The organism is Streptomyces sp. NPDC047081, assembly GCF_040643775.1.
Taxonomy (GTDB): domain Bacteria; phylum Actinomycetota; class Actinomycetes; order Streptomycetales; family Streptomycetaceae; genus Streptomyces.
Genome location: NZ_JBEYUY010000002.1, coordinates 134,043 through 146,207 on the forward strand (window position 1 = coordinate 134,043; position 12,165 = coordinate 146,207).

Below are 12,165 nucleotides of genomic sequence, written 5' to 3' on the forward strand. Positions count from 1 at the left end.
AGGCCTCGAAAAACGTTGCAACAACCCCTCCTGCGCCCATTTGCAGCAAGGGGACGCGGCACTCCTTCCCGTCTCCAGGCTCCGGTGCGACCATTCGAGAAGGTTGACGACCGGATGGCGTAAAACGTTTTTTGATCGAAGGTCGGAAGGATCGGAAGGACCGCACCCGTGATCTCGTCCGCGCTGCAGCAGCTGTTCGACGACCCGCCCCGGGACTTCGGCCCGACTCCGCTGTGGTGGTGGTCGGGTGCGAGGGTCACCCGGGAGCGGCTGGCCTGGCAGATGCGGCGGTTCGCTCAGGGCGGCGTCCACAACCTCGTCGTGATCAATCTGGCGCCGGCCGGCCCGAGCTTCGGCGCCCGCACCGACGAGCCCGCCTGGTTCGGCGAGGAGTGGTGGGCCCGCTTCACCGACGCCTGCGAACTCGCCCGGGACCTGGGCATGCGCCTGTGGTTCTACGACCAGATCGGGTTCTCCGGCGCCAACGTCCAGGGTGCCGTCACCCGCCGGCATCCCGAGGCCGCCGGGCTCGCCCTGCGCTCCCGCAAGGCGGCCAACGGGGCCGTCCCGTCGGGGAGTTCGGAGACCCTCCTGGGCGCGTACGCCACGGACGGCCGACGCCTGCCCGTCGGTACGGCGGCCCCCGAGGACGGTGAGGTACAGCTGGTCACCGCCGTACCCACCGCATTCGACTACCTCGACCCGCGGTCGGTCCACCGCCTGATGGACGCGGTCCACCACGAGTTCGACCGCCGGGTCCCCGAGTTCCTCGGCAACGTCATCGCCGGAAGCTTCCAGGACGAGCTTCCCGGCACCAACTCCTGGACCCACCGCTTCCCCGAGGAGTTCCTGGCCCGCCGCGGCTACGACCTGCTCGACCACCTGCCGGCCCTCTTCCACGACACCGGCCGCACCTCCCGGGCGGCTAAGATCCGCGCCGACTACTACGCCGTACGCGCCGAACTCACCGAAGAAGCCCTGTTCAAGCCCCTCGCCGCCTGGCACGACGAGCGCGGCATGCTCATCGGCTGCGACCAGAGCCACCCGGCCCGCTCCGGCCACCCGGCCCAGTCCACCCAGATCTACACCGACTACTTCCGCACCCATCGCTGGTACGGCGCCGCCGGCAGCGACCACCACGGCGACTCCAAGGTCCACTCCTCCATGGCCCACCTCTACGGCCACGAGCGCGTCTGGATCGAGGCGTTCCACTCCTCCGGCTGGGGCGGCACCCTGGAGGACACCTACGACTGGCTGCTGCCGTTCCTGCGCAGCGGCGCCAACCTCTACAACCCGCACGCCAGTTACTTCGGCACCGCGGGCGGCTGGTTCGAGTGGGCACCGCCCTCCACCGACTGGCGCCAGCCCTACTGGCGGCAGTACCCGGCGTTCTCGCGGGCCGTCGCCCGCATCTGCTCGCTGATGTCCTGGGGCACCTACAGCGCCGACGTGGCCGTCCTGCACCCGACCGCCACCATGCAGGCACTCATCCCGCTGGACGCCCCCGTCAAGCACTTCGGCGACGGCCGCCTCGGCGACGGGCACGCCGACGTCGACGAGACCCAGCGCCACTACCTGGACCTGTGCGGCACCGACAACTGGCTCAGGCCGAGGATCGGCGCGCTCGACCGCCACCGCATCGCCTTCGACGTCATCGACGACGCCTCGATCCAGGGCGCCAAGACCGACGACGGCGCCCTGCGGATGCGGGACCTGGCCTATACGGCGGTCGTCCTGCCGTCGGCGAGCGTCCTGGAGGAGGAGACCGCCCGCCGGCTGACCGAACTCCTCGACGCCGGTGGACGCGTGGTGATCGTCGGCCGACCGCCGGCCCACGCGTCCGGCGTGTCCGGCGACGACTCCGTCGTAACGGCGCTGACGGCCCATCCGCGCATCGAGCGTGCGCCCGACGCCGAGACCGCCGCGACCGCGGTCGCCGACGCCGCCGGGTACGCGACGGGAGACGTACCCCTGCTGGTCAGGAGGCAGGGCGACACGGCCGTCGCCCTCGTCACCGGGGCCTTCCCCGATGCCCGCACGCATCCGCCGAAGGGCCACCACGAGATCGACCCCGCGCGCTACGCCCGCACCTCCACCGTCACCGTCCACGCCCCCGTCGCCGAGGCCGAGACCTGGAACCCCGCGACCGGCGGCCGCCACCCCGCACACGTCACCGTCGCCGACGGCGTCTCGACCATCGAGGTGCCCCTGAACGGCGCCCCGGCCGCCCTCGTCGTCTGGCGCGAAGGCCCTCCGACGGACCGCACGCCCGCCGATCCACTCCACCCCTCGGCGATCATCGACCTCTCCACCGGCTGGCAGGGCCGCCTCGTCCCCACCCTGGACAACACCTGGGGCGACCTGGCACTGCCCGCCGGAACGTCCGTCGCCGAACCGCAGATCTGGACCATGGCGTGGAGCGAGGGCGAACACCCCTGGGAACAGACGCGAGTGACGTACGGCAACCGGGTTCGCGTCCTGCCGCCGCAGGCCGAGGCGCAAGCCCCCCTGGACAGCGCCGACGTCGAGCGGATGCTGGCCGGTGAGGCGGAGTTGGCGCCCGCGGACTGGGACGTCGCGCTGTACTCGTCGAGCCGCGGGCACCCGGAGCCGTACGGTCTGCTCGGCAACAAGGGGCTGGTGTCCGAGGAGTTCGTCCAGGTCCCGGTGCCGGGGAAGGGGACCGTCGCCCGGATCCGGACGATCGTGGAGACCGACCACCGCGGGCCCGCCGACCTCCACGTGGGCGCGGCGGCCGTCAAACACCTCTGGTGGAACGGCAGTCGACTGGACACGACCGGCGGCTTTCTGGCGACCGCCCGCGTGGACGTCGAACGAGCCCGCAACGTCCTCGAGTACGAGCTGTCCGACGCCGAGAACCGGCTCCGGACCATCTCGGGCGCCGCAGGCACCCCGCTGGGAAGCTACTTCTGCCTGTCCCGCCCGGACGCGTTCGCGCCCCGCCCGCAGTTCATGTGCCTGCCCGAAGATGTACGACCGGAAGGCGCCGTCACCTACCACGGCAGGGTATGCACCACGGCGGACACGGCGGCCGTGCTCGTCGTGGGCGCCGCTGTCGGCGTCACCGTGCTGCTCGACGGCGAGGTCGTGGCACGGCAGGAGAAGGTCGAGTACTACGAGTCCGACTGGGGCGCGGTCCCGATGTTCTTCCGCCATGAACTCGCCCTCGGGGCAGGCGATCACGCGCTCGACCTCGTGGCCGACAGTGTCACCGCGCGGGACGCCGTCTTCGTCGACCTCGTGACGGCGGCGGAGCCCGTCGCGCTGGTCAGCGGGGCCGGCTGGGCGGCGGAGACGGGGGAGTGGCGCGGCCGTACCGTCGAACACGAGGGCAGGTGGGGCGAGTTGCAGCACTGCCACGCCGTGGTACGACCCCACCCGCTGCCGCACACCGAGTGGCTCACCGGCGAGCCCGCGCTGGGCGAACCCGTACTGCCGCTGCGGTGCACGGACGACGTCCACGAGCGTGCCCAGCGCTTCCGGTTCACCGTGCCGCCGGGCACCGTGTCGCTCGACCTGCCGCTGGCGCTTGAGGCGCTGGTGAAGGTGGCTGGTGGCGAACTCTCCCTGGACGACGGCAAGGTGACGCTCCCTCATGCGCTCCTGGAACCGACAGAAGTCGAGGTGGTCACCGAACCCACTGCCGTGTTGCGAGGCGGCTCCGCCTGGCGCGGTCCCGTGCGCGTCCGGACCGTGCCCGCGCCGCTGCCGTTGGGGGACTGGCGGCTGTCGGGGCTGGGCGGTTGGAGCGGTGGTGTGGCGTACGAGCGTGATCTGGAGGTTCCCGCCGGGCCGGATCCGGTGCTGGATCTGGGGCGGGTGCGCGGGAGTTGTGAGGTGCGGCTCGATGGTGAGCCCGTCGGTGAGGCGTTCTGTGCTCCGTACCGCTTCGAGTTGCGCGGTGCGGCCGGGCGCAGGGTCCGTGTCGAGGTGACCGTCCACAACACGCTGGCCCCGTATCTGGCCGAAGCCACCCCGACCGCCTGGGCGTTCGACTCCCAGCTCGCGTCGGGGCTGCTGGGGCCGGTGACGCTGCTGATCCCGGCCTCAGATGCCGGGGAGTGAGCCGGTGGAGTCCCGCAGGACCAGGGTGGGCGCGAACACCCTTGTCTCGTGGGCGTGTTCGGCGCGGGCCTCCACCTCGTCCAGGAGCATCTCGACGGCGGCCCGGCCGAGGTCCTCGACGGGCTGGCGGACCGTCGTGAGGGTCGTACCGACGAAACTCGCGATGTCGAGGTCGCCGTAGCCGACCACCAGCACGTCCTCGGGGACCTTCACGCCCCGCTCGGCCAGGCCGCGGCACAGGCCCGCGGCCAGGAAGTCGTTGGTGCAGAAGACCCCGTCGGGCAGGTCGTCGAGCCGGCCGGCGATCTCCATGCCGTACGCCACCGTCATCTCCTCGGCGACGACCTGGCCGAGGCGCGCCTCGCGGTGGGTGCGCACGGCCTGCCGGGCGCCCTGGTGGCGGTCGGCGCACTGCCGTATCGAACGCTCGCCGTTGACGACGAGGATGTCGCGGGCCCCGCGGTCCAGCAGGTGCTGCACGGCGATCCGGCCGCCGGCGATGTCGTCGACGGAGACGGAGCAGCCGTCCTGGGTGGGCATCGCGCGGTCCGCGAGGACCAGCGGGATACCGCGCTCGCGCAGCCGGGTGAGCCGGGTGGGGTCGGCGCTGAGCGGGACCACCACGGCGCCGACGGCGCGCTGCCGGACGAGCATGGTGAAGTAGCCCTGCTCGCGCTCCGGGGCGTCGCCGCTGTGGCAGAGCACGAGGGAGTAGCCGTGGTCGTAGGCCGCGTCCGCGGCGCCCCGGGCGATGCGGGCGTAGAAGGAGTTGGTCACGTCCGGCAGGACCAGGCCGATCGAGGACGAGTGGCCTGTGCGCAGTCCGGAGGCTCCGGGATGGGGGACGTAGTCCAGGGCGGCGACCGCGTCGCGGACCCGCTCGGCGGTGCGGGCGTTGACCCGCTCCGGGCGGTTGAGCACGTTCGACACCGTCGACACCGAGACGCCGGCGGCGGCCGCGACGTCCTGAATACGGGCGGGGCGAACCGGGATGGCGTCCACCCCCTCGCTGTGACAGCCGCGCGACCAGGCACGACGTGGTCCTCGTAGGCGAGGTCAGTGTACCCCGCCCCGGGTTGCATCGTTTTCCGTCGCGCCCGCTCGCGTTGCCCCCGCCCGGTGCCGGGCGCACGCTTGAGTCATGGGTGCGCGTGACGGTCCCACGCTGATCACGTCCGTCCAGCGGGCCTTCCGGCTGCTGGAGGCGGTGAGCGCGCACGAGGGCGGTGCGCCCGCCAAGCAGGTCGCGCGCGAGACGGGGCTGCCCCTGGCCACCGCCTACCATCTGCTGCGCACCCTGGTCCACGACGGCTACCTGCGGAAACTGGACGACGGCCGGTTCGTGCTCGGCGACAAACTGCAGACGCTGCGGTCCGACGGCCGCGGGCAGGCGCTGCTCAGCCGCGTCCGGCCCACCCTCGCCGCCCTGCGCGACGGGCTCGGGGCCGCCACCTACCTCACCTTCTACGAGGACGGCGAGATCCGCGTCGCCGAGATCGTCGACGGCCCCCGGGCGCCCCGCGTCGACCTCTGGGTGGGCTTCGAGGACGCCGGCCACGCCACCGCGCTGGGCAAGTCCGTCCTGCGTGAGCTGGACGACGACTCCCGCAAGGACTACCTCTCCCGGCACCGGCTCGCCGATCTCACCCCCAGGACCGTGACCAGCCTGCCGGAGCTGCTCCGCCGGCTCGACGACCCGCCCCTGGCCCCGGCCGTCACGGACCTGGAGGAGTACACGCTCGGCACGGTCTGCGTCGCCGTACCCGTCTACTGCGGGGACACCCTCGGCTCGCTCGGTGTCTCCCTGCCCGCGGACCGGCTCGCCTCGCTGCCGGAGGTCCGCTCCCGCCTGCTGCCCACCGCGAGCCGCGTGACCAGGACTCTCTCGCTCACTATCTGAAAATAAGCTTCTTGTGAGGCCTGGGTCGGACCCCGTTTCCTGGAGGAAACAGGCAATTCGGGAACGCGTCCCGTGCGGACCGGCCCGGACACAGGTGAGGACTGCGCACGCACTATGAGTCGGGCTCGACGAGACAGCGGTGGCAGGTGTGCCGCCGCGCGGCTGGCCGCCGGGACGCCCCTGCTGCCCGTGCTGATCGTCGGCGCCGTCGCGCTGGCCGACCTGATCGGCGGCGCGGGCATGATCTGGCTCCCCCTGCTGGCCGCCGGACCCGCCCTGGCCGCCAGCACCAACGGCGCGCGCGGTGTCGCCTGCGTCGGTCTCCTCGCCGTGGTGCTGGGCGCGCTGCTCGGCATCCGGGACCTGGTTCCGACCGCCGAGCTGGCCGCCGTACTCACCGCACTGACCATCGTCACGCTGGCCAGCGGGCTGGCCTGCACTCTGCGCGCCCGCCGGGAGCGTGTCCTCGCGGCCGTCCGCTCGGTCGCCGAGACCGCCCAGCACGCCCTCCTCGTGCCCGTGCCCGAGACGGTCGGCCCCTTCCAGGTCGCCGTCCGCTACAGCGCCGCGGCGGCCGAGGCCAGGATCGGCGGGGACCTCTACGCCCTCATCCCGACGCCGTACGGCGTCCGCCTGATCGTCGGTGACGTGCGCGGCAAGGGCCTGCCCGCCGTGAGTACCGCCGCGCTGGTCCTCGGTGTCTTCCGCGAGGCCGCCTACGACGAGCCCGATCTGCTCACCGTGGTCGACCGGATAGAGCGCAGCCTGGCCCGCAACCTCGGCAGCGACGACTTCGTCACCGCCGTGGTCGCCGGACACCCGAGGCCCGGCCAGCTGGAGGTGGTGAACTGCGGACACGCGCCCCCGCTGCTCGTCCGCGCGTCCGGGGCCGTCACGGCGGTGGAACCCGTCGATCCGACCCCGCCCCTCGGCCTGCGCGCACTCACCGGGCACACACCCGGCCTCCAGGTCCTGCCGTTCGCCGACGGGGACCAGCTGCTGCTGTACACGGACGGGGTGACCGAGGCACGCGACCGCGGCCGTGCTTTCTACCCCCTGCACGAGGGGCTCGCCCGGCACGCCTGCGACGACCCGGCCCGCACCCTCGCCGCCCTCCACGACGAACTCCTCGCCCACGTGGGCGGCCGGCTCCACGACGACGCGGCGCTGCTCCTGATCCGTAAACCGGTCGCCGCCGAGGCGGACGTGCCCAGGCCTATCGTCCCCCACCCGGTGGGCGAGGCGGAGCGCGACAGCGGGGACCAGACCGCCGAGGCCGTGTGACCGCGGCTCACCATTCTCCGGGCGCGGTGAGCGGAACGGGGTCGGGCGGCCGTACCGACGTCGTCAGCTCGATCCGGCGCCCCTCCTCCGCCGAGCGGAGCAGCCCGGTCATCATCTCCAGTACGTGCAGGGCGAGTTCACCGCTCGCGCGAGGTGTCCGGCGCGCGTCCGCCGCGATGAGGTCCAGCAGCCCGACGCCCCGGCCGCCGTCGACGTAACCGGCCGACGGCGTCAGCGTGCGCCACTCGGTGTCGTCGAGTGCGAAGAGCCGTACGTCACCGGCGAAGTGGTTCGGGTCGGGCACCGCCAGGCTCCCGGTCTCGCCGTGGACCTCGATCGGCGTGGCCGTGGTGGCGACGCCGTCGAAGCTCGTGGTGATCGTCGTCAGGGCTCCGCCGACGTGCTCCAGCACGCCGGAGACATGGCTGTCCACCTCGACGGGGATCCGCTCGCCCGCGCGCGGGCCCGACCCGATGACGCGCTCGGTGCGCAGCCGGCCGGCCGCCCCGATCACGGCCCGTACCGGGCCCAGGAGATGGACCAGCGAGGCGAGGTAGTACGGCCCCATGTCCAGCAGCGGGCCGCCGCCGGTCGTGTAGTAGAAGTCCGGGTTGGGGTGCCAGCGTTCGTGGCCCGGCGTGACCATCACGGCCGAGGCGGACAGCGGACGCCCGATCCTGCCCGCCTCCACGGCCGCCCGCGCCGTCTGGATCCCGGTGCCGAGGACCGTGTCCGGCGCGCAGCCGACGCCGACTCCCGCCGCCGCGGCGGCCGCCATGACGGCGCGCGCCTCGGGCAGGGTCGCCGCGAGGGGTTTCTCGCCGTAGACGTGCTTGCCGTGTTCGATCGCGCCCAGGGCGATCTCGGCGTGCGCCGCCGGGACGGTGAGGTTGAGCACGGTGTCCACGTCCGGGCTGCTCAGCAACTCCCCGACGGACAGCGCCTCGACGCCGGGCAGTGCGGCGGCGACCGCGGCCGACCGGGAGGCGTCGAGATCGGCGACGGCGGTGATCCGTACGGCGGGACGGCCGACGAGCGTGTCCAGGTAGGCGCGGGAGATGACCCCGAGACCTACGACGCCGACGCGGTGCGCGTCGCCCACAGCATGCCCCTCTCGATGACGGAACGGACGTTCCGGTGCTCCAGGACGTCGAGGCTGTGCCCCGGTGTCGTCACCACGATCCGCCCGGCGCCCCAGCGCCGGGTCCAGACCGCCGGGGAGCGCACCGGCCGGTGCCAGGGCTGCCACGGCCGGGCGGGATGCGTGGTGGTGGCGAGTACGTCGATGAGGTCGTCGTGCAGCACCCAGTACTGCTCGGTGCACAGCTCGAAGTCCTCGACGCCCGCGGTGACCGGGTGTTGGCGGCCGGCCTCGGTGAACTCGACGGCGTACGGAAGGTAGTTGTCCTCCTGGCCTCCCGCGCGCTCGCAGGGTTCCTTGCCGGGGTGGGTCGCGAACTGCCCGCCCACCAGATGGAGATAGTCGGAGGACGCGCGGTACGAGTCGCAGATACCGCCGTGCCAGCCGGTGAGGCCGGTGCCCGCCTCGACCGCCGCGCTCAGCCCCGCCACCTGCTCGCCGGTGATCTCCGACATCGTCACGCACTGCACGACGAGGTCCGTTGCGGCCATCGCGGCCGGGTCGGCGTACGCCTCGGGCGACTCCTCGACGCGGACGGCGTACCCGTTGTCGCGGAGGAAGGGCAGGAACAACTCCGTCGCCCGGACCGGTTCGTGCCCCTCCCAGCCGCCTCGGACCACCAGGGCCTGCTTGCGCGTCATGTCGTTCCTTCATGGGGCGCACGCCCCGGTCGGTTCGGCGGCCTCGGGCCGGTGAGCAGCGCGGACCGGCTCACAGGATGCGTCAGCCGCTCCCGCCCGCGAAAGAGCGCCCGACTTCCCCGAAACTTTCGGGACCGATGGGGCCGACCGGACTTCGAGAACGGGCTTGCCGCCGTGTTCCCGGTTCTGGCACGATCGCTGCTCTTGTCACACGCGCCCCAGGCGCGGTCGTCGAGGAGGTCCGGTGCACAGACGGTGGCTGTTCATATCGGCGGCCGCGGTGCTGACCATCATCTCCCTCACCGCGGTCCTTCTCACCGGCCGCAAGTCCGAGGCGAGGGACACCACGGTCACCCCGGCCGCGAGCAGGCACGCCTCCGCCCCGGCCGCGACGACCTCCGCCCCGTCCGCGTCCGCCGACGCCACCGCCGTATCGCCTAAGCCCTCGGCCAGGCCCACCAAGCGCAAGCCGTCCCCCTCCGCGACCAGCGCATCGGCGAAGCCGACGGCCACCACCCCCGCCCAACCGGCCTCCGGCAGCGCGCCGTTGGCGGGACGCATCCGCCCCGGCGTCACCTACCGGGGAGTCGCCACCTTCTACGACGCGGACGGCGGCGGCGCCTGTCTCTACGACCCCAGCGGCGATGTCATGACCGGCGCGATGAACACCGCCGACTACGAGGGCTCCAAGGCCTGCGGGGCGTACGTGGTCGTCAGCGCGGCAAACGGGGCCTCCATCACGGTCCGCATCACCAACGAATGCCCGGGGGACTGCGCCCCGGGCCAGATCGACCTGAGCGCACAGGCGTTCGCGAAACTCGCGGCGCCCTCGGCCGGCCGGATCCCGATCACCTGGAAGCTGGCGAGCCCCAGCGGCCTCGGCCCGCTGTCGATCCGCTACAAGACCGGGTCGTCGCAGTACTGGTGCGGCATCCAGGTCATCGGCCACCGCAATCCGCTGGCCCGCCTTGAGGTGAGCAGCGGTGGCGGCTGGCGTTCGCTGAAGCGGGAGGACTACAACTACTTCCTCTCCGAGGACGGCGCCGGCTGCGGTGGCGCGATCAGGATCACCGACATCTACGGCCAGCAGCTCACCGTGAACGGCATCGCCGTACGCCCGAACGTCGTACAGCCGACCAAGGTCCAGTTCGCGGCGCACTGAGCGCTTCCGACGCGTTCAAGTCCGACCTGGGCCTGTACATGACGACGTACCGGCGCTCTTCTTCACTACGCTCGCGGTACGAGCCCTGGTGCGTGGCCGCCCTGAAGGGGACTCAGCCCCGATAGCCCCGGAGCTTGCGGTACAGCGTCGCGCGGGCGATGCCCAGGGACGCGGCGGCGCGGGCCTTGTTGCCGCCGTTCAGGCGCAGGGCGTCCAGGATGGCGGCGCGCTCGGCGTGTTCCATCGGGCTCAGCGGACGGGGCGCGGGCCCCTCGCGCACCGGGTCCGGCAGTTCGGCCCGCCCGACCGGGCCGGTCGTACGGCGGTGCTCGGCCAACGCCCGTACCAGGTGGGCGAGTTCGGTGACATTGCCGGGCCAGGGGTGCTGCTCAAGGGCGCGCACCGCGTCCAGCGTCCAGGTGAGCGGCGGGCGTCCAGGCTCGGGCCTGGGGGCGAGGGCGGTGAGCAACTCCCGTATGTCGTCCGGTCGTTCACGCAGCGAGGGAAGCGTGACCGAGCGGGCCGCCAGGGTGTCCAGGAGCCGTTGGAGGCAGGGGCCCGGTGCTGTTCCCGGGGTGTAGGTGACCAGGAGAGGCACCCCGGGATGCTCGTCCAGCAAGGTGTTCAGGGTGGCCGTGTCCGCCTGTGCGAGACGTTCGACGTGACGGATCAGCAGCGGGCGCCCGTTCACCAACTCGTCGACCTCTGCGGCGAGTTCGGACTCCGCCGCGTCCACGACCAGAGCGTCCGCGACCAGTTCCCGGGCCAGCGACGTCTTCCCGGTGCCGCGCTCGCCGACCAGCAGCAGCGGCTCGGACGACCTCGCCAGCTCCGCCGCCCGCGCCACCGCATGCCTCCATGGCACCGAACGCCCGGCCAGGCCCGCCACGTTCGGCACGGCGGACGTGACGGCCGTATGCCCCACCGGATCCAGCACCCCGACCGCACCCACGACCGAGCCCTGATGAAGCACCGGCGTGAGCGTCGCGGCCGTGGAGCCGTCCGGGAGGCGGATGCGGTACGAGGACGCGGCCGCCGGGAGTGTCGCGGCTCGCGGGCCGTCGGCGTCACGACCCGCCGCCGTGCCCGAGCCCGGGGTCGCGTCGCCCAAGTCCCTGATCAGACCCACCGCGGCCCGTTCCAGCGCCTCCAGCCCCTCCGGCGAGAGCACCTCCCCGGCGGTCTCGCTGACCAGGCGGCTGCGGCCGTCGAGTGCCACGACCGCGCGGCCCTGTTCGCCCACGGCCCTCAAGTACGCGTCCAGCAGCACCCGTTCGGCCGCCCGCGACCGCGCGAGCAGCTCCGCCTCGACCGCACTCGCCGTGGCCTCCGCCAGCGGCGCCCCCGGATGCGGGCCGTACTCGGTGCACAGCGCGCAGGCCACAGTCAGCGTGCCGAGCAGCTGTCCGGTCTCCGGCGCCCGTACCGGCACGCTCACCGCGGAGACGTCCTGCCACAGGTCGAGGAAGTGCTCGGGGCCGTGCACCTCGGCGCGACGGTGGGTGTGCAGGGCGAGAGCGGCGCTGTTGTGGCCGACCACCTGCTCGGAGAGGTCGGGGCAGGGGTCACCCGGCCCCAGCCCGCCCGCCCACAGCACCCGGAGCCGGTGATCGGTGAGGACGAGGGACGTCCGGCCGGTGCCGAGGGTGGGGGCGACGCGGTCGAGGACGGGCCGGGCCGCTGTCAGCAGGGCCGACTCGGGTGCTCCCCGGGTGAGCTGCGACTCGCCCGCCACGTCGTGTCGTACGCCGAAGAACCGGGCACGCTTCCAGGCGGCGACGATCTCCTCCGGTACGCCGTCCGGGACTTGGCGCCCCAGCAGGAAGAGCTCGCGGGCCCTGCGCAGGGAGGCGAGCGTGGGGCGGACTGAGGGGAGCTCGGCGGTGGTCACGACACCGCTCAGCCTACCGGGAGCGGTTGAAGGGACAACAACCCGGCGCCGATGGGGCGA

8 protein-coding genes are annotated in these 12,165 nt (G+C 72.9%); 4 read left to right on the forward strand and 4 right to left on the reverse strand.

All coding sequences use genetic code 11. The annotated features are described in order from the left end of the window. The first annotated feature begins 168 nt into the window (after positions 1-168). Positions 169-4,086: a glycosyl hydrolase gene (locus tag ABZ848_RS03785; protein ID WP_360824722.1), complete on the forward strand. Its 3,918-nt coding sequence runs from the start codon at positions 169-171 to the stop codon at positions 4,084-4,086. Here the strand turns inward: ABZ848_RS03785 and ABZ848_RS03790 are convergent. Continuing rightward, entirely contained in the window at positions 4,069-5,088 is a 1,020-nt protein-coding gene (locus ABZ848_RS03790; RefSeq protein ID WP_360824725.1) for a LacI family DNA-binding transcriptional regulator, read from the reverse strand. The two genes, ABZ848_RS03785 and ABZ848_RS03790, sit on opposite strands and share 18 nt — an antisense overlap. 139 nt (positions 5,089-5,227) lie before the next feature. On the opposite strand from ABZ848_RS03790, the gene ABZ848_RS03795 reads away from it, so the two are divergent. Both ABZ848_RS03795 and ABZ848_RS03800 read left to right on the forward strand, forming a co-directional pair. After that, entirely contained in the window at positions 5,228-5,986 is a 759-nt protein-coding gene (locus ABZ848_RS03795) for an IclR family transcriptional regulator C-terminal domain-containing protein (protein WP_360824728.1), read from the forward strand. A gap of 114 nt (positions 5,987-6,100) precedes the next feature. Then, entirely contained in the window at positions 6,101-7,270 is a 1,170-nt protein-coding gene (locus tag ABZ848_RS03800) for a PP2C family protein-serine/threonine phosphatase (protein WP_360824731.1), read from the forward strand. A 7-nt stretch (positions 7,271-7,277) separates the two neighbouring features. Here the strand turns inward: ABZ848_RS03800 and ABZ848_RS03805 are convergent, their stop codons facing one another. Both ABZ848_RS03805 and ABZ848_RS03810 read right to left on the reverse strand, forming a co-directional pair. Next, the gene (locus ABZ848_RS03805) at positions 7,278-8,372 is read right to left on the reverse strand and encodes a Gfo/Idh/MocA family oxidoreductase (RefSeq protein WP_360824734.1); all 1,095 of its coding nucleotides are present in this window, start codon (positions 8,370-8,372) and stop codon (positions 7,278-7,280) included. Then, a complete protein-coding gene (locus ABZ848_RS03810; protein WP_360824737.1) occupies positions 8,342-9,052 on the reverse strand; it encodes a ThuA domain-containing protein in 711 nt (236 codons plus the stop codon). Before ABZ848_RS03810 ends, ABZ848_RS03805 begins: the two co-directional genes overlap by 31 nt. A gap of 244 nt (positions 9,053-9,296) precedes the next feature. Between ABZ848_RS03810 and ABZ848_RS03815 the strand changes: the two genes are divergently transcribed. Then, a complete protein-coding gene (locus tag ABZ848_RS03815; RefSeq protein WP_360824740.1) occupies positions 9,297-10,214 on the forward strand; it encodes an expansin EXLX1 family cellulose-binding protein in 918 nt (305 codons plus the stop codon). A 112-nt stretch (positions 10,215-10,326) separates the two neighbouring features. Here the strand turns inward: ABZ848_RS03815 and ABZ848_RS03820 are convergent, their stop codons facing one another. Further along, on the reverse strand, positions 10,327-12,105 hold the full coding sequence (locus ABZ848_RS03820) for a helix-turn-helix domain-containing protein (protein ID WP_360824743.1): 1,779 nt from the start codon (positions 12,103-12,105) through the stop codon (positions 10,327-10,329). Positions 12,106-12,165 lie beyond the last annotated feature (60 nt).